The sequence below is a fragment of the Bacillus sp. NTK074B genome, from assembly GCF_017303375.1.
Classification (GTDB): Bacteria; Bacillota; Bacilli; order Bacillales; family Bacillaceae_B; genus Rossellomorea.
On sequence record NZ_JAFKOH010000007.1, the window covers coordinates 30,701 to 52,848 of the forward strand.

General features: G+C 41.6%; 19 protein-coding genes. 10 read left to right on the forward strand and 9 right to left on the reverse strand.

Annotated elements, in window-relative coordinates:
• Nucleotides 1-20: 20 nt before the first annotated feature.
• The 4 genes from JI667_RS12960 (at nt 21) to JI667_RS12975 (ending at nt 6,185) form a co-directional block, all read left to right on the forward strand.
• Complete coding sequence (locus JI667_RS12960) at nt 21-926, forward strand: GNAT family N-acetyltransferase (RefSeq protein ID WP_206854707.1); 906 nt, start codon at nt 21-23, stop codon at nt 924-926.
• Nucleotides 927-1,291: 365 nt separating this feature from the next.
• A complete protein-coding gene (locus tag JI667_RS12965) occupies nt 1,292-2,173 on the forward strand; it encodes an ATP-binding protein (protein ID WP_206854710.1) in 882 nt (293 codons plus the stop codon).
• A 10-nt stretch (nt 2,174-2,183) separates the two neighbouring features.
• Complete coding sequence (locus tag JI667_RS12970; RefSeq protein WP_206854712.1) at nt 2,184-4,103, forward strand: vWA domain-containing protein; 1,920 nt, start codon at nt 2,184-2,186, stop codon at nt 4,101-4,103.
• Between the two features lie 507 nt (nt 4,104-4,610).
• Nucleotides 4,611-6,185 carry a cation:proton antiporter gene (locus JI667_RS12975; protein WP_206854724.1) on the forward strand — a complete coding sequence of 525 codons (1,575 nt, stop codon included), beginning with the start codon at nt 4,611-4,613 and terminating at the stop codon, nt 6,183-6,185.
• A gap of 410 nt (nt 6,186-6,595) precedes the next feature.
• Here JI667_RS12975 and JI667_RS12980 read toward each other — a convergent pair whose 3' ends face one another.
• The 6 genes from JI667_RS12980 to JI667_RS13005 all read right to left on the reverse strand — a co-directional run bounded on the left by JI667_RS12980 (nt 6,596) and on the right by JI667_RS13005 (nt 12,326).
• Nucleotides 6,596-7,900 (reverse strand): aldehyde dehydrogenase, encoded by a 1,305-nt coding sequence (locus tag JI667_RS12980; protein WP_206854727.1) that lies wholly within the window; start codon nt 7,898-7,900, stop codon nt 6,596-6,598.
• 267 nt (nt 7,901-8,167) lie between these two features.
• The gene (locus tag JI667_RS12985; protein WP_206854730.1) at nt 8,168-9,310 is read right to left on the reverse strand and encodes a toxic anion resistance protein; all 1,143 of its coding nucleotides are present in this window, start codon (nt 9,308-9,310) and stop codon (nt 8,168-8,170) included.
• A gap of 14 nt (nt 9,311-9,324) precedes the next feature.
• Nucleotides 9,325-9,954, reverse strand: coding sequence for a 5-bromo-4-chloroindolyl phosphate hydrolysis family protein (locus JI667_RS12990; protein WP_206854733.1), 630 nt, complete (start codon nt 9,952-9,954; stop codon nt 9,325-9,327).
• Nucleotides 9,955-10,568: 614 nt separating this feature from the next.
• Complete coding sequence (gene yidC / locus JI667_RS12995) at nt 10,569-11,330, reverse strand: membrane protein insertase YidC (RefSeq protein WP_206854736.1); 762 nt, start codon at nt 11,328-11,330, stop codon at nt 10,569-10,571.
• Between the two features lie 33 nt (nt 11,331-11,363).
• On the reverse strand, nt 11,364-11,645 hold the full coding sequence (locus JI667_RS13000; protein WP_206854739.1) for a hypothetical protein: 282 nt from the start codon (nt 11,643-11,645) through the stop codon (nt 11,364-11,366).
• Between the two features lie 225 nt (nt 11,646-11,870).
• On the reverse strand, nt 11,871-12,326 hold the full coding sequence (locus JI667_RS13005; RefSeq protein WP_206854742.1) for a cupredoxin domain-containing protein: 456 nt from the start codon (nt 12,324-12,326) through the stop codon (nt 11,871-11,873).
• 164 nt (nt 12,327-12,490) lie between these two features.
• On the opposite strand from JI667_RS13005, the gene JI667_RS13010 reads away from it, so the two are divergent.
• Entirely contained in the window at nt 12,491-12,841 is a 351-nt protein-coding gene (locus tag JI667_RS13010) for a DUF1033 family protein (protein WP_206854745.1), read from the forward strand.
• A gap of 334 nt (nt 12,842-13,175) precedes the next feature.
• Here the strand turns inward: JI667_RS13010 and JI667_RS13015 are convergent, their stop codons facing one another.
• The 3 genes from JI667_RS13015 to JI667_RS13025 are packed head-to-tail and all read right to left on the reverse strand — an operon-like array spanning nt 13,176 to nt 16,948.
• A complete protein-coding gene (locus tag JI667_RS13015; protein WP_206854748.1) occupies nt 13,176-14,312 on the reverse strand; it encodes a Ger(x)C family spore germination protein in 1,137 nt (378 codons plus the stop codon).
• Nucleotides 14,309-15,421 carry a GerAB/ArcD/ProY family transporter gene (locus tag JI667_RS13020; protein WP_206854751.1) on the reverse strand — a complete coding sequence of 371 codons (1,113 nt, stop codon included), beginning with the start codon at nt 15,419-15,421 and terminating at the stop codon, nt 14,309-14,311. The genes JI667_RS13015 and JI667_RS13020 overlap by 4 nt, the downstream gene beginning before the upstream one ends.
• A gap of 12 nt (nt 15,422-15,433) precedes the next feature.
• On the reverse strand, nt 15,434-16,948 hold the full coding sequence (locus JI667_RS13025; protein ID WP_368077907.1) for a spore germination protein: 1,515 nt from the start codon (nt 16,946-16,948) through the stop codon (nt 15,434-15,436).
• Nucleotides 16,949-17,307: 359 nt separating this feature from the next.
• On the opposite strand from JI667_RS13025, the gene JI667_RS13030 reads away from it, so the two are divergent.
• The 5 genes from JI667_RS13030 to recQ all read left to right on the forward strand — a co-directional run bounded on the left by JI667_RS13030 (nt 17,308) and on the right by recQ (nt 22,111).
• Nucleotides 17,308-17,439, forward strand: a complete 132-nt coding sequence (locus JI667_RS13030; RefSeq protein ID WP_206854756.1) for a YuzL family protein — start codon at nt 17,308-17,310, stop codon at nt 17,437-17,439.
• Nucleotides 17,440-17,656: 217 nt separating this feature from the next.
• Nucleotides 17,657-17,872, forward strand: coding sequence for a cold-inducible protein YdjO-related protein (locus tag JI667_RS13035; RefSeq protein WP_201715108.1), 216 nt, complete (start codon nt 17,657-17,659; stop codon nt 17,870-17,872).
• Nucleotides 17,873-18,007: 135 nt separating this feature from the next.
• Nucleotides 18,008-18,142: a hypothetical protein gene (locus tag JI667_RS22930; protein ID WP_280515491.1), complete on the forward strand. Its 135-nt coding sequence runs from the start codon at nt 18,008-18,010 to the stop codon at nt 18,140-18,142.
• Between the two features lie 113 nt (nt 18,143-18,255).
• A complete protein-coding gene (locus tag JI667_RS13040; protein WP_244668316.1) occupies nt 18,256-19,854 on the forward strand; it encodes an amidohydrolase in 1,599 nt (532 codons plus the stop codon).
• 127 nt (nt 19,855-19,981) lie between these two features.
• Nucleotides 19,982-22,111 (forward strand): DNA helicase RecQ, encoded by a 2,130-nt coding sequence (gene recQ / locus JI667_RS13045; RefSeq protein ID WP_206854769.1) that lies wholly within the window; start codon nt 19,982-19,984, stop codon nt 22,109-22,111.
• Nucleotides 22,112-22,148: the final 37 nt, after the last annotated feature.

Genomic DNA, 22,148 nt, shown 5'->3' on the forward strand with positions numbered 1-22,148 from the left:
TTTTAAACGGGGAGTAGAGTATGAACGGATCCTATAGTAAACGAATCATATCCAATGAGGATAAACCTTCACTTGTTAAGCTATTTATAAAATATGAAAAAGAGGTATATGGTGAGATGCAAACGAGTGATGGGGAAATACAGGAGATCCTTGATTTCATACCGGCAGGGGATCGGATTGGACTATGGAAAGATGGGGATCTGGTGGCGATTTCCATCTTGACAGAAAAAGATCACCGCTTACCTTCTTTGATTTTAGGCAAGCCTGATGAAAATCTAGGTATGTATATAGAGGAAATGGCAACAGAATTAATCAAATCAGCTAAAGCGCGAAAAGAACATATTTCCGATTCCAAAACGATCATCTTATCAGCAAATCTTGAAGTAGAGAAGAGGACTTTTGAGAAAATTGGATTTGCTCCGACCCGATACTGGTATCAGATGAAAAGAAATCTTGAAAGCTTGGAAAATCCGTCGATTCCTTCTTCTTATCGAATTTCGGAATTCAATCCTGATTCTCAGGCAGAGTCTCTGCATGAGACATTTGAGGAAGTATTCTCAGATCATTTTGACTATCATCCAACAGAATTGGAGGAATTCATCAAGAGATTCCAACGGCCTTCATTTGATCCTACACTATGGTATCTCTTAAAAGAAAAAAACGATTTGATTGGATTTATCCTTTGTTCTGTTAATGAGGAAACTCAAATGGGGGAAATCTCCCATGTAGGGATCAGGAGGGACTGGCGTAGAAAAGGGCTAGCCCATCTTCTTCTGTCCTTCGCCTTTTGGAAGCTGTACAAACGTGGAATGAAATCTGCAGCTCTATCCGTCGACAGTGATAACTACACCGACGCCACCATTGTTTACCAAAAATCCGGAATGTATGTTTACAGAGGATTCACCCGATACGATATGAAAGTTTAAAACACCCGAACGGGGTGTTTTTTTATTAAATGGCTGTTTTTGCTAATATTGTTGTAATTTATATGCAGACTAAGATTTGCAAATGCTCTGTCATTTAGGGTGTGGTGCAGGAGGGTGAGTGTTGACAGAGCGAAATGATTTGTGACCACCAGTTTAAATAGAGTAAAGGAATAATAAATAAATGCATCGAACGAAAAAGCATTGATCTGAGCAATCTTGATAGTTACATTGTAATAATGAAACACCGACGCTTGGATAGTTGATTCTCGCTGCAGAGGAAAGGACAAATTTGGGCAGACCCTTTGCAGTGGAAGCGCTATACCGTGTAGAATGACTAATATGTGAAATCGAAAGGATGTCAAATCATGAATCAAGATATAAGCTTACCGGAATCGGTCACTCATACGATCAATCAAAGAAAACAAGCATTTGCCTCTACGGAACACCATTCTTTAATCGGTGAAGGTGGTTATACGGCCAGTGAACAGTATATCATCGAAGACAGCATCATCTCTCTTTCCCTTGGGAAAAACCTTCTCCTTAAAGGACCCACGGGATCAGGTAAGACGAAACTCTCAGATACATTATCATCTATATTCTCTCAACCGATGCACAGTATAAACTGTTCGGTCGATTTAGATGCGGAAGCATTACTCGGATATAAAACAATTAGTGAAAAAGACGGGAAAAGCACCATTGAGTTTATTGAAGGTCCGGTCATTTCAGCCATGAAAAATGGTCATCTGCTCTATATCGATGAAATCAATATGGCCAAACCCGAAACATTACCGATTTTAAATGGGGTCCTGGACTACAGAAGAAGTATAACAAACCCATTTACAGGGGAAGTGATCAAAGCTGCACCATCATTTGGTGTCGTAGCGGCTATAAACGAAGGGTATGTCGGCACGGTTCCATTAAATGAGGCACTCAAAAATCGTTTTGTTGTCATTGATGTGCCTTATATTGAAGGGGAGACGTTAAGGAGCGTCATTGAAAGTCAGAGCAAACTGACAGACCCTAAACTCATCAGCCAATTCGTAAGTTTGTCATCTGACCTATTAATCCAAGTGAAAAACGGCCAGATTTCAGAAGAATCGGCCTCTATACGCGCACTTCTGGACGCCTGTGACTTGGCTCTGTACCTTCCTGCCAAGCGTGCGATACAGAGGGGAATCGTTGATAAGCTTGAAGATGAACGTGAAAAAGCGGCGATTCTCAATATAGCGGAAACAATATTTGAATGAGGGATTCATAATGCATCGATTTATACAATTTAACGATGAAAACATCGATTCCTTTTTAGTGATGGAAATGGCAGATCTCACGAAAACACTTTCAAAGAATGCGGATATGAACTTAAAGTACGGTCCGTTCTCCTATTTGGACCTTAAAGAGGAAACGGTCTATGTCAGTCATTTCTGGGATCACCGTAAACGAGAAGAAGAAGTACATGGGTTGAAAAGTGATATCTACTTAAGAACGATCGGTAATCTATACGAGACCGAAAATGAAGATGTCAGGCAGTACATCGATAAAATAAAATCCACTTCCGTTCCCCGTTTCGCCAAGCAATTGTTTGTCATCGGAGAAGAAATAAGGTTGGAGGAAATTTGTAAAACAAAACGCCCAGGGACGAAAAAAACCTTTGTGACGAGAAGGGAATTATATCGTCAGCACTTTGAAGCCCAACTTAAAGTGAATATGACGAAGAGTGTGTTTACAGATGCTTTGTTTAATTCCATCTTCCTTCTTCTGCATGCTCAATCTCCTTTGGAACAACCGGTGAAGATTAACGAGGAGATTGATCTTGCCATGCCGTTTATTCATGGGAAAATCACCAGGCTCTTTGAGACACGTTCAACAGGTGATGTTGTGAGAATAGCACTTGAAATTGTTGAGGTAGTGGATGAAATCGTCCAAAAGGATATGTTGAACGAGTATTTCCATTTACCTGAGGACGTCTATGATACAGAAGGTCCGTTGAATGAGACATTTGAGGACATGAAAAGGAAAGATCCTCTTCAGAATCAGGATGTATTAGAGGAAGAAAGCTCGGGCGAAGAAGAAGTAATGGATGAAGAATTTCGTACGTGGCACAGGGAAACCAGTGATAAAGGGGAATCATTCCTGCAATTCGATTTAGATCAAGGCTCACAGTCGGACCTCATGGGAGAAGGGGTCCGAGAAGGGGATGATGGCGACCAGGCATTAGCGATGGTGCAGGGATCTGCCCAGGAGACGGAGAGAGAGCAGTATCAAAATGTGAAGGCACAAGAGCAGGAGAAAGAGGAGACTTTAGGTGGTCATGGTGATTATGGCAGAGAAAATCGTTTTGCTGTACCGCACTTCATCACGCCCACTGTGCCAACTCCAGAAGAAAGACATTCGTATAATCACAATAAAGGTCTGATCGCCCCTTATCAAAAAAAATTACAAAAAATGATCGAGAAGACACTGGAACATAAGCGGATTCAGCCCCGCAGCGATTTGCATTTCGGAAGATTGAATAAGAAGCTATTGAGGTTCTTTACTGACGATAGCCCAAGACTTTTTTATAAAAAGCAAAATCCGTCTTCCGAAATAGATGCAGTGTTTTCTCTGCTCGTCGATTGTTCAGGTTCCATGTTTGATAAAATGGATCAAACCAAACTTGGAATTACTTTATTTCATGAATCGTTAAAGTCTGTTCGCGTTCCACATGAAGTGGTCGGTTTTTGGGAAGATACCAATCGTGCGACCAAAACCAGTCAACCAAACTATATGAAACCTGTTTTGGATTTTTATACTTCCTTAAAACCAGGCAGTGGTTCAGAGATTATGCAGCTTCAGCCGGAAGAGGATAATCGTGACGGATTGGCCATCCGTTTAATGACGGAAAGGATCCTGCTTCGGAATGAAAAGCAGAAGTTCCTGCTTGTTTTCTCTGATGGTGAGCCTGCAGCTATGGAATACGAGCAGAACGGAATTGTCGATACTCATGAGGCAGTATTGGATGCAAGGAAACAGGGGATTGAGGTCATCAATGTCTTTCTGGCTAACGGTGAAATTGATGAAGCTCAAAGAAGAACCATTCAAAACATTTATGGTAACTACAGCATCCTCGTGTCCGATGTGGAGGAACTTCCTGAAGTGTTATTCCCCCTGCTTCGAAAGTTGCTTTATAAAAGTATATAGACTAAAAGGACGACTGCATACTGTAGTCGTCTTTTTGAATCATATAGAGGTAGTGGTCCGGTGGTTGGAGGATGAACGTATTTCAGTCTTCAGTATGAAATAAAATCAATCCTCCTTCTCATTCTTATGATATTCCATTCTAATAAACTGAATGTACTAAGTGAAAAGGGGGATTGGGATCATGATCAATACTTATGAATACAATGCAACCATACAAGAATATCACCGTAGGAACCGCCAATTGAATCGAGAGGGGTGGAAACGGGAGTTACCTATATTTAAATATTATCTATCCTCTTGGTTTCAAAAGCGTTAAAAGGTTTAGGATTTTCTTCACTGAGGAAAAATCTGTATACTAAAGAAGAATGGCTTTATGGTTAAAATAAGGTCATTCTTTTTTGGTTATCTTAATAGAGTGGGAAGGGCAGGTGTGTCTTTACATTATATAAGAGAAGTAAAAAAAACAATAGGGAAAAAAAGTAATATACAAGGGAGGAAGCGACGAGTATGCATGAATTGGATATGCACCACATTTTTGAACTGGGTCTTATGTTAGTGATGTTAGCAGCCGGAATCACAGCGATTGCGAAGAAATTCAAGCAACCTTATCCGATTGCTCTCGTTATCGTAGGAGCCCTTATCGGATTATTTAATATACCTGTATTGGAACCACTTAAAGATTTCATCACAGAAGGTGAAGTATTTAATTTTGTCATCATTACATTATTTTTACCGGCTCTTTTAGGAGAAGCCGCTTTGAAACTCCCTTATTCCCATCTCAGGGCAAACAAAGAGCCGATCATCGCCCTTGCTTTCGGAGGAACCCTGATCTCATTTTTGATCATTGGTTTTTCGGCTTATTATTTCTTTGATTTCTCCATCCCTGCAGCCTTTGTCTTCGGAGCGCTGATGAGTGCAACAGACCCAGTCAGTGTGTTGAGCATTTTCAAGAGCGTCGGTGTGAAGAAACGGTTAGCGGTTGTCATTGAAGGGGAAAGCTTATTCAACGATGGTTTAGCGGTTGTATTATTCAATATCTCTGCCTTTTATCTTGTTTCCTATATTGATGCAGGTTGGGCGGGCCTAGGGAGTGGTATTTGGGAATTCATCAGGGTGGTGTCATTAGGTGTCATCATTGGCGGCTCTTTAGGTTATGCCTTCTCAATATTGACAAAGTACTACGACGATTATCCACTTGAGATCATTTTCAGTGTCATCCTCTTTTATGGATCCTTCCTTTTGGCAGAAAGTGTTCATGCTTCCGGGGTCATTGCCGTGGTCATTGCGGCTTTGATATTTGGGAATTTCGGCGGGAAAATCGGGATGAGTCCGACTACTAAATTGAATATTAATAGTTTTTGGGATGTTGCTGCGTTACTGGCCAACTCACTGGTCTTCTTAATGGTGGGCCTCGAGATTACACGGATCGACCTCCTTGAAAAGTGGCCGTACATATTCGCAGCCATACTTGTTGTATTGGTCGCAAGAAGCATAGCCGTCTATACCAGCTTATCCCTTATCGGGAATTTTCCTCATATGTGGAAACACATCCTGAATTGGGGGGGATTAAAGGGTTCACTTTCGATTGCTTTGGTACTAAGTTTGCCCCGTGACTTTCCCGGCCGTGAAGACGTGTTGATCCTGGGCTTCAGTGTTGTTTTATTCAGTCTGGTAGTTCAGGGACTGACTATCAAGCCATTGATCAACGTATTGGGTATTAAGCCCAAAGCGGAAGGTCATGAGGAGTTTGAAAAATTACTCAGCCAGTTTCACAGGTATGAAACAGCGATTTCAGAGATCCATCGCATAAAACAGAAACTGTATATCACAGATCCGATCTCGAATGAACTCATCGAGACGTATCAGAAAAGAATCGATATGCTGAAAGCCCAATTGGATGACCTATTCGAGCGTAACCCTGTACTCAAACAAGAACAGCTCTCTACTTTGAAAAAACATGCACTGTATGCAGAATACGAGGCAATTGCCAAGCTCGAGAAAGAAGAAATCATCAGCAGTTCCATTGCGGAAAAGGAATATGACAGCATTACAGACAGCATCGTCCATAATGAGGAGAAATAAGGAAGGTAACATAACAGTTGAACTTGTTGATCGATCAAAAAAGAGGCTGGGATATACTTATATCCATACACTCTAAAGACGAACAATGAGAACACGTGATACTCTTATGCCCGATTTCCGTGCAAGACTTCGCTTTCCGCGGGCGGAAGTCGCCTCCTCACAGCTTTCGCTCCAGCGGGGTCCCACCTATTCCGCATTTCCCGCAGGGAGTCTTCCTCATGCACTCCAATCAACAGCTAGGACCTGTTTAATGCATGGATTAAGCTTTAGCACTAAAAATTAAAGATCCGGACGAGTTAGATTTTTATCCAATCACTCGTTCGGATCTTTCTCTAGCTTAAACCCTTTTGTACCATCCTCTTTAAATTTGATCATAAGGGAAGGGAAAGCTTCAGACGAATGAATATAAGTTAATCATTCGAGCGTTTCAATATACTCTTGAAATGTGAGAACGTATTGAAACTTGCTTTCCCATGATACGCTCCCATGCCACTATCACCAATACCGCCGAATGGAAGGTAGTGGGAGGTCATGTGATTGATCGTATCATTGATTGCGCCGCCTCCGAACGATACCTTTGTCAATACTTCTTCCTGCAATCGTTCATCTAGAGAGAAGAGATAAAGTGCCAATGGTTTGGGACGCTTCACAATTTCTTCAATCGCTTTGGATGTATCATCATACTCGATGACAGGAAGGATGGGTCCGAAGATTTCATCCTGCATGATTGGGTCATCCCAAGAAATTTTATCTAGAATCGTTGGCTCGATTACGAGATGGCTACGGTCTGATTTTCCACCGGACACTAGCTCTCCATTATCTAAGAAACCTTCTAAACGGTCAAAGTGTCTTTCACTTACTATGTGCCCGAAGTTAGGATTCTGAATGATTTTCTCCCCGTAGCTCGCTTTGATGACTGCTTTCATTTTTGTTAACAGTTCTTGCTTCACATCACGATGAACAAGTACATAATCAGGCGCGACACATGTTTGGCCGGCATTTGCGAATTTACCCCTTGCGATGCGTTTGGCCGCTTCATCAAGGTTAGCATCTGAGTGGACAATGGTCGGACTCTTGCCTCCAAGTTCAAGTGTAACCGGAGTTAAATTCTTGGCTGCAGCTTCAGCCACGATCTTCCCGACCCCTGTGCTTCCCGTGAAGAAGATATAATCGAAATTTTCCTTGAGCAAGGCGGTACTGGTTTCCACTTCACCTTCAACGACGTGGATATACTCTTCCGGGAAATGTTCATTGATCATATTCGCGATCAGCCGGGAAGTTCTAGGTGTCAATTCAGATGGCTTCAATACCGCTGTATTTCCCGCTGCAATGGCTCCGACGAGGGGGGCAACAGCAAGTTGGAATGGATAATTCCATGGGGCAATCACCAGTACCGAACCAAGTGGCTCGGAATAAATGAAGCTCTCTGCCCCTTCGTGTGTTGCAGGTGTATTCACTTCTTTCGGGGCCGCCCATCCAGCAAGATTTTCTATGGTATATTCGATCTCACCCAGGACAAGGCCAATTTCTGCCCGTTTGGCTTCAATTTCCGGTTTGTTTAAATCTTCGTTTACCGCTTTAATGATATTCTGTTCACTTGACAGAATAAGATCCTTCAATTTTATTAATGTTTCGATTCGGTAATCAATATCCTTGGTATGTCCTTTATGAAAGAATGAATGCTGTTTATCTAATAGTAGCTGATAATTTTCCATTGAATAAAACTCCTCTTGAAATAGAATAGCGTAGATAATCATGGTTTACCCGGTTATAAATATATATACTTATGGTTTACGAGATAATTGTGTGCAATTTATTGATGTATCAATTGTTTGCATGTGAAGAATATAATATAACCAAATCAGATATGCAAGACATCTGTTTTATATTCAAAAATCTGCAGAGGAATGCCAGATGGCAAAAAAATCGGCCATTACCACGCAATAGGCGGGGGAACGGCCGAAGATAAGGAAGATTTTGTACTATTTTCTAATCTCAATCAGTTTTTGTTTCAGGTCGTTCTCCATGGTAACCATCTCCTGCTCTGCCTGCTGTCGCTTTTGTCTGCCTTCTGCCTGTATGGCCAATGTTTCTTCAATGGTGGTGATGAGGTTTTCCTGGGTTTTCTTCAGGGTGTCTATATCGATGATTCCACGTTCGTTTTCTTTGGCGGTTTCAATACTGTTCGTTTTTAGCATCTCAGAATTCTTCAAGAGCAGCTCATTGGTCGTGCGGGAAACTTGCTTTTGTGCCGCAACCGCCTTCTGTTGGTTCAGCAGGGTAAGAGCAATGGCGATTTGATTCTTCCATAGAGGGATCGCTGTCAAGACAGAAGCTTGAATTTTTTCGGCCAATGCTTGATTTGTATTTTGAATCAATCGGATCTGAGGCGCTGACTGAATCGTCATCTGCCTGCTTAACTTCAAATCATGGATGCGTTTATCCAGTCGATCCAGGAACTGCATTGTATCATTGACTTCCTGATAGATCAGTTCATCATCGGTCTCTTCAGCTTTCATCCGTAAAGAAGGAAGGAGGGTTTGGCTGATTTCTTCCCTTTTAATTTCAGCAGCTGCAATGTACATATTGAGAGCCTGAAAATAGTCCTTATTTTTTTCATATAACGTTTCCAATAACCGGTTGTCATCAAGCAGGGTCTTTTTTGAGTGTTCCAGTCTCACGGATATTCGGTCAATTTGGGAGCCGATCTTCTGGTATTTAGAAAGTACCTCCTGAAGGGATGAGGATACTTTACGGAATAGTTTCTTGAACATGCCCTTTTGCTTGGTGTTCAGTTCATCAGGATTCATCTGCTCTAGTTTTTTCATCAAGTCACTTAACACGTCTCCGATCGGACCGATATCACGTTTTTGGACATGATCCAGCATGGAGTGGGAGAAGTTGGATAGCTGGGATTGAGCGGCTGTTCCGTATTTCAAAATGGCTTCATAATCCTTATAGTCAATCTGTGCGGCTAATTGTCTCGCTTTTTCCTGCTGTTCCTCCGGCAAGCGATCCAGTAATAGCGGGGATTTTGTTTTTTCATTTACAGCAGGGTGTTTCTCGCCAAATGGGTTTGAAAGCAATAAATCCAGTTCTGATTGTTCATTTCGTTGCTCCATCATAAAACCTCCGGAATTTATTTAAGATCTTTTTTATGTGATAAATGCTGATTAGCGAAATTCAGTTCAAATTGCAGAAGATCCATATCTTTTGCCAGTACTTTTTGTAGATCCTTCTCCAATGAACCAGTCAAGTCATCCAGGGTAGTACGGGTTTGTTGGAGTGAAAGGAATGTTTCTTTATTTTTACCAGGTTGAGAAGCAAGGAACGTGTACTTCTCGGTGATTTCCACTACAGAATCCAAATGGTAGAAGAAGAAGGACTCTGCTGAGAAAAACCTCTTAGGCTCCTTTTTTACAAGCTGATAGATTCGCCTGCTGATCCGGTTAATTTCAAGTATTTGCTTGAAAGCACCGAGAGAGCGGACCTTTAATTGCTGTTTTTGTAGCCGCTTTACTTTTTCTTTTGCTTCTTTTAAATTTCTGTTAATATATCGATACTCCTTTGAAGATAGACCGTTTTTTTTCAGCCACCACTGTTTCTGTAGGGCTTTCACAAGGATGAAAAACAATGCACCGGTACCTATGCCTGAGAGTAGAGTAAGAGGGAATCCCATGTCCAACAGGAGCAGGAAAGCGATAAAACTGCTGATTCCTATACTGAAAGAAATAATCGTTCTTACTAATAATTGCAGAAATGTGTTCATTTCATCTACCCCTTAATAAAGATGCTTACCATACATACGATTGACGATGATTAAGGTTTCATATTATACCTACTATCATTTTATTGTAAAAAAGGGAAAAATGGAAATCATGAAGTGATGTAAAAGAAAAATCGTCCAGATTTGCAAGGAATTGTCTTCATTCTTTTAGTTTCAGTTACTTAACAACTATTTATTGAATGCTTATCATAAATCCTTTTTTGTTAGAATGGTTTTGTAAATACAATGACAAAACATGTGTGTGGATATATGAAAAAAATAAAAGAGGTTGGGACATAACTAAATCCGTATTCTAAATCCGAACAAAGCCTATGAATATTTTGAATATCACGGGATTCACCGCTGTTAATTTCCGTGCAGGACTTCTCTTTCCGCGGGCGGAAGGCAAGCCTCCTCACAGCTTTCGCTCCTGCGGGGTCTCACCTATTCCGCTTTTCCCGCAGGAGTCTTCGTCTTGCACTCCAATCAACAGCTAGAACCTGCTTAATACATGGAGTAAGCTTTAGCACAGAAATTTAAAATCCGAACGAGTCAGATTTTCATCCAATGACTCGTTCGGATTTTCATTTAGCTGGAATCCTTTTGTCCCAGCCTCTTTATTGACTTTCCTGTTTTTCGATGGGTGTGTGTGGATGATAAAGAATTTTTCCCATCACTGTTTGCAGGATGAGGAATGCACCACCGACCGTCCAGTAAAGAGGGAGGGCAGCAGGTGCGTTCAAAGAAAAGATAAAAATCATTACGGGGGAAAGCAGTCCCATTATCTTCATCTGTGCCTGCTGCTCTGCAGGGATGTTCATTAAAGATACACGCGATTGAGCCAAGTACACCAACCCTGCAATGATCGCCATCACATGGTCAGGATGACCCAGATTGAACCATAAGAAAGAATGACTGGCTATTTCTGAGGAAGACCGGATTGCATAATATAAACCAATCAAGATAGGTGTCTGGATTAATAACGGCAAACATCCCATATTCAGAGGATTTACTCCATTTTTTTGGTAGAGAATCATCAATTCCTGCTGAAGCTTCTTCTGCTCATCTTTGTCTTTTGTTTCTTTGATCTTTTTTTGAATGGCAGTCATTTCCGGTTTGATCAATGCCATTTTCCCTTTCATGTCCTGTTGATTTTTATACGTTTTCAGCATAAATGGCAAAAGGATCAGACGAATAAGAAGGGTAATCACGATGATGGCCACTCCAAAGTTCCCACCTAAGAAAGTACCGATTTCATGAATGAGAAATGAAAATGGGTTTACCAGATAATCATGAAAGAAAGCCCCTTCAGTAGTGGCGCTTTGGCATCCTGTCAGTGTAAACAATAGTAAAATGAAAATGAATGAAAATTTTTTCAATGTTTTTTCCTCCTCTGTATAATTGCATATCCGTTAGTGATATACAGAAGAGGATTCTTCATCATTGTCAGTATGATAGAACTGAAATTTCATACAGGTCGTAAACCAAACCCTTATAGGCTTTATTTCGTTATGGGCCACCTGCTTGGCGATCAGATTGGTTCCTTCAAGTCGTTTGTCATAATAGTGTGTGTAAAGATGAAAGGGGGACGGACACCGTTCCCATATCAATGCCAATATAAATAAAAATACGATACTAAAGTGCAAAGGACTTAAGTAGAAGTCCAACAAGTCTTGTACAATAATGAATGTCAATGGAGAAGACTCCTTTTACTATTCTAGTTATATCTAAGTTAGATCAGTTGTTATGATCACATTTAAAGTATACTGCTATTCGTGGATAGAATCCATGGTAATAGTTAATACGATTGTGTGAAGAAAAGGTTTCAAAAAGATGATCAAGTGAGATTCGAAAAATAAAAAGATCTCCAGATGGCAGTACACCACTCAGGGAGATCTCTCATTTTGGGATTGAACGGTTTAATCTACGACGATATATGCGATCATAGGACCATTATTCTGAATGGTTTCATGGGTTTCACAAATAAGTCTATAGGTTCCTTCTTTTGAAAAGGTGACATTGACGACCGTTTCTTTCCCCTTTCTTACAGTACCAGTGACATCTGTCCCCTCAATGTAAAAAGGGTGTTCCATACCGTTGACCCCAAAGATGCGGAGTTCGACCTCTTTTCCTTTCTCCACTACCAGTGTTCCCGGATCCCAGCGATATGCCTCGATTTCTTTACCATCCGCGGTTTTCGATTTAAATTCGCCTGTTACAAGCTGAATGACTTGTTTTTCTCCTTTTTTCTCAGATAAGGACACCGTTGGATAGGAATTTTTAGAGGATAATGACCAAATTGTGCCAACCGTAATGACTAATAGCGTTACCAGAATGGCAATGATGGACCCTTTTTTTAATACTATGAAATTCATTTGCTTTCCCCCTCGCATATTCGTTCACTATGGTCCTTTTCTATTAAACCTATGCTTGTACGACAGTGAAGTTGTCAATATTTTATAAAAGGGGAAATCTAAATGTTTTTCTTTCGACTCCATTTTTTGTACAATTTGGTCAAGGAAGCAAGGAGGGTGAAGCATTGGATAATACATGGAGAGTGATTACAACCAAAAGTGATGCAGAGCCATGGTGGTTTTTTGAAGGATGGGAATCGGATATAGTAGGGGATTCGATCTTTGATAACAGGAACGAAGCGATTGCTGCCTTTCTCAAGGAAATGAAACGACTGAGTGAAAGTTATCCAAAGTCCAAGACGAAGAAATTTCATGCCATTGCATTCTGGAATCCTGATGAGATTGATTTTTGCGAAGCCTGCGATGATGATCTGCAGGTTTATTATGGATTGGTCATATTCGAAAATGACAGGCCAATGGAGATAAAGGATGACTCAGTCATTTCCGAAATTACCGAGCATATTGAATATGTATAAGAAATGTGGCTGGGACATAACCCAATCTACACACTCTAAAGACGAACAATGAGATCACGTCTTTCACCGCTGATGATTTCCGTGCAAGACTTCGCTTTCCGCGGGCGGAAGGCAAGCTTACTCACAGCAATCGCTCCTGCGGGGTCTCACCTATTCTGCTTTTCCCGTAGGAATACTTCGTCTTGCATTCAATCAACAGCTGATACCTGCTTAATACATGGAATAAGCTTTAGCACAAAAAATTAAAAAATCCGAACGAGTTAGATTTTAGTCCAATCACTCGTTCGGATTTTTCTTTAGCCTAAACCCTTTTGTCCCATCCTCACTCCAGTTGTTAATCAATGACGCCTGTGCGGATGATTTTATTATTTACTTTCACTTCAAATGTAGCCTCTTGATATAGTTTATCCCACTCTTCCCGAGAAATATCCTGATGGCCACGGATACTTCGGTACGCCATTCCAAAACCGATCGGATCCGTTCCCTCTTCCTGAAGCATGTGGATCATATCTTTAATATTTTTCTCAATATAAAATCCAATTTCTCTTTGCAATAATTGCAATGCTTTTGGATCTGATAATTTCATTTCCTCTGACATTTCCAGTAAGCGTGATTGGATATTCAAATTGATTCTGAAAGAAGGGTTATCCGTTTTTTTCGCTGTAATGTCATGAGATGATTTAATGCTGTCTATCATGATATAAATCTTATCATTCTCTTGTCCTAGATGAAGGCTTGATAAGTATGGTCTGAAAAGATCAATAGGCAATTCTACTTCGACGCTGCCTGCATGATACTCCTCCATAAGAGATCGAATGAAGAATATCTTATCTTTTTTTATTTCCTTGATGAACTGATCCCTTGTGAAAAGAGCAAAGCCGTCTATACCTACTTTACCGTCTTTCGCTGTCAATAAGGGAAGAATTGGATCTTTACCTACACTTCCGTAATCAGTAATGAATTCTTGCAGAGTAGGGGACACAAGCATCTCAGCTTCAACATTCTGCCTGACTAAATTGTATAAATAGGTCCCTCTATTAGAGGGCCTTTCCTCCATTTGATAAGTTAGGATTTCTTCAGCCGTCGTATCTGCAATTGATAAATATACCATATTCCCGATTGCCGAGTCTCTCTCGAGCGTATCCACTAAGTGAGCAATTCCTTTACTTGCAAGCTCCCGTCCATAAATGGCAATCCGGAGCTGCCCGGAGACGAGTTTGTGATCTGTTTCCAGATTTTGTGACAAGCGAATACCTTTACTGGTCTTTGCTGTGCTCGTCAACACTTTTTCAAAGTCCTCCATGGCGGGATTAAATTGGTAGAGAACCAATGTTCCGGTAATTTTCTCATCTTCACCCTGGTCATACCCAACGGCAGTAATCAATCCAAGCTTTTCTAGATATTTTGTTTCTACACAACCGCTTAATAAAAAGGTAGCACATGCTAACAGGAGCATAATCATTCTGGTCATATGCCCACTCCCTTTTTCTTTTTTCCTAAATATTTCAGTTTGACCAATATGAATAAAAAACTTGGATACACAAATGCAAGAATAAAGCTCGTAGAACCAACCTTATCGGTAATGGTATTCATGGTCAACCGATCGTTTACAAATACAGACAAAACCCATAGGAGGATGGCGAATAGATAAATGGCTTTCTTCTGAGAAAATCGAAATACTCTCTTCATTCCCCTGGAAGCTACCCAAAAGTATAAGCAGATGTTGGGAAGAATGACCATCATCCAAAATGAGACGGCAATAAATTCGAAACGCTCAAGATTAGGGATTCGTAAAATTTTAAACATGGACAGGACTGGCCAAATCGTCTTTAACAACGCATCTTCAGAGAAGAAGCCAATACAGACAACCGTAACAAGAGTAAAAAGAAACGTAGAGTATCCAGTCCCGATAAGGGCGTATTTCAATATCTTCCTTTTTTCCTTAACATAGGGGTAGAGAAACAAGACTAATTCAAAACCGATGATACTGAAGCTTGATTTATAAACTCCCATGATAAGTTCTTTTGGGGAAGACGTCAGAACGGGCTGAAGATGATTGAAATTCATGAATTTGATTGGAGTATAAATCATAAACAGTAGCCAGAAAGCAAGGATAAGCCCTAAAAAGGTAATTCCAACCACCACTCTTATTCCCCCCAGAACCCCATACACCAGTAAGCAGATTAACAGTCCCATCAAAAGCCATGTGGGCATTTTGGGGAAGATCCATGCTTGGACCATTTCAATATAGTTCATCAGGATAACATAGGTGACGCTCAGGTAAAATCCTATATAAAGGACATTGAATACCTTACTCAACCAATTTCCGTATAGGTCCATGTGGATACCATATAAGTCTGCGCTTTCATAGGTTTCTAGCATCTTAATCATTAGAAACAACACAAGGCAGACCAGTGTTCCGGCTAAAATGACCGAAATCCATGCATCTCTTTTGGCTTCTATAAAGATGATTCTCGGTAAACCTGCAATTCCTACTCCGGTCTGGGCGGTATGTAAAACAAACATCATCAGAAATGCGTTAAACATGAGCCGCTCTTTAGGATTCACATTAATTTCCATACATAACACCCTTTACTCGTCAACGTCTTTTTTCTGTTTTGCCTTTTTCAGGGGAATGCGCATTTTATCCATTGGATGATTGGATACGGGACGCTTGACCAAATATTGATACGGCATGCGAAAAAGGCTGTACTTCAAGTCGGAGAATCTAAATGGGTAGATGGGAGATAGATATGGCCTGCCAAGGGTTGTGATTTTCAATAAATGGATGAGCAAAAAGCAAAAGCAGAACATGATACCAACACCACCATACAGCCCTGCCATCAAAATAATCGGGAAGCGTATGATTCTTACTGCAGTTCCAATTGCATAGCTTGGCGCTGTAAAAGAACCGAGGGCGGAGATGGCGATGATGATGATCAGAATATTACTCGTAAATCCGGCTTGAACGGAAGCCTGTCCAATGACAATACCTCCTACGATCCCCATCGTCTGGCCCACCTTGGTCGGCAGCCTCGCTCCGGCTTCTCTTAACAATTCAATAATGAACTCGAGTAGCAACGCCTCGAATACAGGTGGGAAGGGGACATTCGATCGTGATTGACCAAGGGACACCAGGAGTGCAGAAGGTATTACTTCATAATGGTACGTTAGAACAGCCACATAAGCAGGTGTGAGAAGAATTGAAAAAAAGATGGCGACAAACCTTACCATTCTAAGAAAAGTGCCCATATTCCATCTCATGTAAATATCTTCCGTCGATTCAAAGAAATTCATGAATGTTGACGGACCGATAATTGCCGTGGGGCTTCGGTCCACCAATACGGCGATCTTTCCATGAAGGAGGGATATGGTACATCGATCAGGAAGCTCAGTTGTAATGAATTGTGGAAAAAATGTTATGGAATTGTCTTCGATCATCTGGGCGAGTACCGTTGAATCTACAATGCTGTCGACTTCGATTTCTGTGATACGTTGTCGGAATGTATTGACGTTTTCTTCTTCTGCAATGTCCTTTATGTACACCATCTGAACCTTTTTCTTTGTTCTTGACCCGATTGTGTATGTTTCTACACATAGCTTGGGATCATTAATGTTTGAACGGATCAAATTCAAGTTTTTCGTTATAGACTCTGTGAAAGAAATTTTAGGACCGAATACAAGGGATTCCGTTTCCGCTTTCTCCAATGCACGGGTGCCCTTATCCGCAACATCCGCCAATATTCCGTGTGTATCTCCTTCTCTAAAGATATAAGCGGTGCCGTTGACCAGATTATCGACTACATCATTGATGGAATTAGTAACTGTGAGTTTTGCAATATTTATTGTATCTTTGATCTGTTGGTAATTCACTTCTCCATCGGCTTCTTCTATTGGCCGAATAATGCTATCTTGCATGGAGGTTGCATTAATCATGTCGTCAAAGTATGTCACAGCGATTGATTGATCTCCATTTGTGATGGTCCTCAAGACTAAATCTTCACTATTGCTTACTAACGAGAGTAATTCTTTATGAAACGTCTCAATTTCAAAACTATGAGGGGATTCTTGTTCTATGTCCTCTTGCACTTTTTTTCGTCTAAACACTGAATTCAACACCCTAAACCTTAATTTAATGATTAGATTTCCCATGTATATGATTCTTACTCATGGAGTTGCCTGGTTCATTTAATAAGGCTGTTTTCGCAAAGATGCTCTGTCATATAGAGTGTGGTGCAGGAGGGTGAAGAGAACTGCTCCCCTTTCCACGGACGTTCGGCCGAGCCTCCTCAGCAAAAAAGCCGAGGAGGCTCACCGCCAGCCCTGCGGAAAGCGAGCACCTGTAGCGGAAATCAACCGCCACTCCCTACATCCAAATGCAAAAATGTTTACGAAAACACCCTTTAATAAACAAATGTAAATAATATGGATGAATACCGGGAAAGATAGTAGAGGAGGTGAATCAAATGAGCAACAGTAAAAGAGATGCATCACAGGCAGCTCTGGGTTCTTCTCAATTAGAAGGGCAGGGAATGACCAGTCAGGAAGTTCCGGGTGGAGTGAAAGTATCTTCAACAAGTTCTAAACAGAAAAAATGAACGTTTTCTCTTCTGGCTCTTTACATAATGATCTAACTTAAGCATGGATATATTAAAATGATGTCAAGTATGGTATAATGGAAATAATCGATGCATTTAATCCGATTAATTAACTATTACTGACCACATATTATCTGCAGCATACATTACCACAATCACATTTTCCTGTTAGAAAGCTTAGCAAGAAAATCCTACTTATCTTAAAGGAGGACGTTCAATGGCTTTTGGTCGTAGAAATCAAGTTGAGGAAGAAATCAAAACAGAGGAAACAAAGATTTGGGCTTGTTCCGCTGAAGATTGTAAGGGCTGGATGAGAGATAATTTTAAAAGTGAAGATACACCTAAGTGTCCGCTTTGTAAAGAAGACATGGTGACTTCCACAAAGGTTTTGCAAGTCGTGGATAATCCCCATCCTACAATAAAATCATCATGATTGATCGCAAAGAACCAATCCCTGATTGGTTCTTTTTTTCTTTCCTTGTGAATCCATAAATGAAAAAAATGTTTAAACTCTTTTTTTACATTTGAATAGTATGTATTGTATTTATGTATTAAAGGAGGGAGCACCATGTCCAAAAAAGAGAAGGAAGTAAAAAGTACTTCCACGGAAAACGATCGTAAAGAAACAGTGTGGGACGGCTTTTGGAAGCTGTCTAAGTCTGTTGACAAAAATAAAGAAGAAAAAACAGTTAAATGGTTCTGATGAAGTGAAGGGGCTGTACATGGGTATGAATGCGCATGTACAGTTTTTTTTATGTTTAATCCCATCCGATAGAGGTAAAGAGAAACATAACCAACTTGAAGGAGGAAGGTCCATTGAAGTTATCAAATGTACGATTGTATGACGGCTTGGAGTATACTGATCCCACTAAGAAATACAGTGTAACGTTCGAGGACGGAAGGATCAGGGACATTATAGAAGGAGGGAAGCAAGGGACGGAAGATGCAATCGATGGGATGGAAAGAGTGCTGTCCCCTGCATTTCATGATTCACATATGCACTTTTTACGGTATGGATTAATGAAAAGCGAATTGGATCTTAGGCATGTGGAAAGCTGGGAAGAAATGAAAAATGAAGTACGTGACTATTACCCTGAAATGGAAACAGGGGACTGGGTTGTTGGAAGGGGTCTTAATGATAGCAACTTTAAAGATCGACAAGACCTACTGACAGGGAAGGACCTGGATGAACTGCATTTACATACGTACATGTTTTTTCTTCATCAGGACGGTCATGAATGCGTCGTGAATCATAAAGTGCTCGATTTACTAAAGGAGGAAGATGAATTCAAGGACATTCCTGATGTTTTTAAAGAAACAGACGATCACGGGGAATGGACAGGGCGGTTTAAAGACAGTGCCGTTCACTACATTAAGCATCACTTCCGCGGCCGGAGTTCCGATGATGCGAAGGAGGCGATCAAACACGGGATCCCCCACATGCTTAAACACGGAATCACAACCCTGCACACGGATGACTTGAATTTCATCGGATCCTATGATCGGCTATGGACGGCCTATAGCGGGTTGGAGAAAGAGGGAGAGTTGCCGCTAAGGGTCTATCTGCATCATTACATCTTTAAAAAGGAACATCTGCAGGATTTTCTTGAACGTCATCCTCACCGCACGGGTGAAGGGAGCGATTATGTCAAGGTAGGGGCCGTGAAAATCTTCCTGGATGGGACTCAGCGCCTTCATACTTCTGCCATGAGGATTCCGTATAAGGACAAGCCTGATACTGTGGGTACGTTGATTTATTCTCAAGAAGAGTTGAATGAACTGATCAGGCTGGCAAGCGAAAATCGGATGCAGGTGGCCATGCATGCCATCGGTGATAAAGCCGTGGAACAGGCCATTACGGCACTGGAACAGGAAGAGGCCCGGACCGATACCTATCACCACCGGATCATTCATGCCCAGACTCTAGGCGAGGACTTACTGTACCGTCTGGGGAAAATCAAGCCCACCATTGAAACCCAGCCTTCTTTCTTGATGGGGGAATGGGATCAAAAGGAGAAATGGGTCGGTGAAGATCTGGCGCCCTATTGCGATGCGTTCAAGAGCATCATCAATCATGATGTCCCTTACACATTAAGTTCTGACTTGCCTATCGGCTCCATTGATCCGTTCGAGGGTATGTTCGCAGCCGTCAACAGGACCGATCTATCCGGTAGACCTGAAGGGGGATGGCAGCCTCAGGAGAAGCTGACGGTAAATGAGGCATATCGTGGATACACATCCATGCCGACCCTTATCGAATTAAATGAACCTCATAATACAGGAACCATCTCCCCAGGGGAACGCGCCGACTTCATCTTGCTGGATCGGCATCCATTGGAAGTTGGAACAGTTGACCTGAACAATATCAGGGTGGTAGAAACCTGGCATGATGGTAAGAAGGTTTATTCGGTATAAGTAAATGTCGAAGCCCCCACTAGGTGCAGGGGGCTTTTTTTCTGGAAACTTATCGACTTCCTATTGGCACGTCCTCTTATCTTTAATAAAATATAGGGATAAGAATGTTATTTTTGGAGGGAAGCTTGTGATAGCAGAAGCAAAACAGGTATTAAAGCAGTACTTTGGTTATGATGAATTCAGGAACGGTCAGGAACGGATTATTCAATACATATTGGACGGGAAAAACACGGTCGGTATTATGCCGACGGGTGGGGGGAAGTCTCTGTGTTACCAAATCCCCGCACTGATGCTTGATGGTGTTACCCTTGTGATCTCCCCTCTCATATCCCTGATGAAAGACCAGGTGGATTCATTAATACACCAAGGGATTCCGGCTACCTATATTAATAGCACATTATCCACCAGTGAAGTGGAGAATAGAATGGAAGAGATTTCTTTAGGGGAATACAAGCTCGTTTATATCGCTCCTGAGAGATTGGAATCATATGGATTCGTCCGTTTTCTCAATACATTGTCCATCCCCCTTGTAGCTGTGGATGAAGCACACTGTTTATCCCAATGGGGTCATGATTTCAGACCGAGTTATCTAGGCATCGACAAGGCAGTGAACCAGCTTCAGTCACATCCCACAATCCTTGCACTCACAGCAACCGCTACCCCTCAGGTCCAGGAAGATATCCTCCATCACTTACATATTCCGGATCAATATAAAGTGTTAACTGGATTTCAGAGGACGAACTTGTTCTTCCAGGTGGTGAAGGGGGAAGACCGAAGGCGATGGGTGGAAAGGTATGTAAAGAAGAATCATCAGCATTCCGGCATCATTTACTGTGCTACACGGAAGGAAGTTGAAAATCTTTTTATGCATCTTGAGAAAAAAGGTTTCTCCGTCGGGAAATATCATGGCGGCTTGTCTGATGGAGTAAGACAGCAGCAGCAGGATGCCTTCCTGAATGATTCCATCACGATCATGATTGCAACCAATGCATTCGGGATGGGGATCAATAAATCGAACGTCCGCTTTTGTATTCATTATCAAATTCCAAAGAATATGGAGGGGTACTATCAGGAAGCGGGCAGGGCAGGACGTGATGGGGTGGACAGTGAATGTATCTTATTATTTTCACCTCAGGATATTCAGACTCAGAGGTACATCATCGACCAGAACATCGTCAATCAGGAGCTGCACGATAATGAGATGCAGAAACTGCGGGATATGATTGATTTTGTCCATACAGAAACATGTCTGCAAAACTATATTTTAGCCTATTTCGGTGAACAGATAGACGAAGCATGCGGCCATTGCAGTAACTGCCTGGATGATAGGGAATCCGAGGATGTAACGAGAGAGGCACAAATGGTTTTATCCTGTATGATGCGAATGAATGAAAGGTTCGGCACCTCACTCATCAGCGGTGTACTCACGGGTTCCAAGAATAAAAAGATCCTGGATTGGGGATTCGACCGGTTATCCACTTATGGATTGATGAAAGAACAATCCCAGAAGGAAGTGGGCCTGTTCATCGATTACCTTATTTCAGAGGGGGTCATTCAAGTAGAGGGAGGAAGCTTTCCTATCCTCAGGGTTTCCTCCAAAGGCAAAGAGGTATTGATGGGGGAAAGAAGCGTAACGAGAAAGGTGCAGCCTACAGTTACAGCTATCATACCAAGAGAAGATGGATTGTTCCAGGCATTGCGGACACTCCGTAAGTCGATTGCGGATTCAGAAGGAGTGCCGCCTTTCGTCATTTTCTCTGATAAGTCGCTTCAGGACATGTGTGTAAAGAAGCCGAAAACATCAGAGGAATTCATGCAGGTCAGCGGAGTCGGTGAAAACAAACTGAATCGGTATGGGGAAATCTTCATAAACGAAATCTTCGCCTTTTCCCGTGAGAATCCTGAACATGAAGCCGAGGACGTCAAGCCTTCCCGACCACGGAGGACGAGTCAGTCCGATATAGCGTCCCATTTAATCAGCTATGAGCTGTTTAACAATAATATGGATGTAAAAGCCATTGCGAAAGAGCGGGGGATGACCACGGCAACGATAGAAAATCACATCATCCGTTCTTATCAGGAAGGGATTGCGGACGACTGGAACATCCTGTTTACAGAGGAAGAAGAAGCTTTGATTGAAGAGGCGGTCTTGAAAGCAGGGACGGACCTCCTGAAACCCATCAAAGAAGAATTACCGAAACATATAAGCTATTTCCAAATTAAAGGATACTTGGTTAAACACGGAGAGTATCAGTAAGAAATGAAAAAAAGCAGGCGCCCGTCAGGCAGCCTGC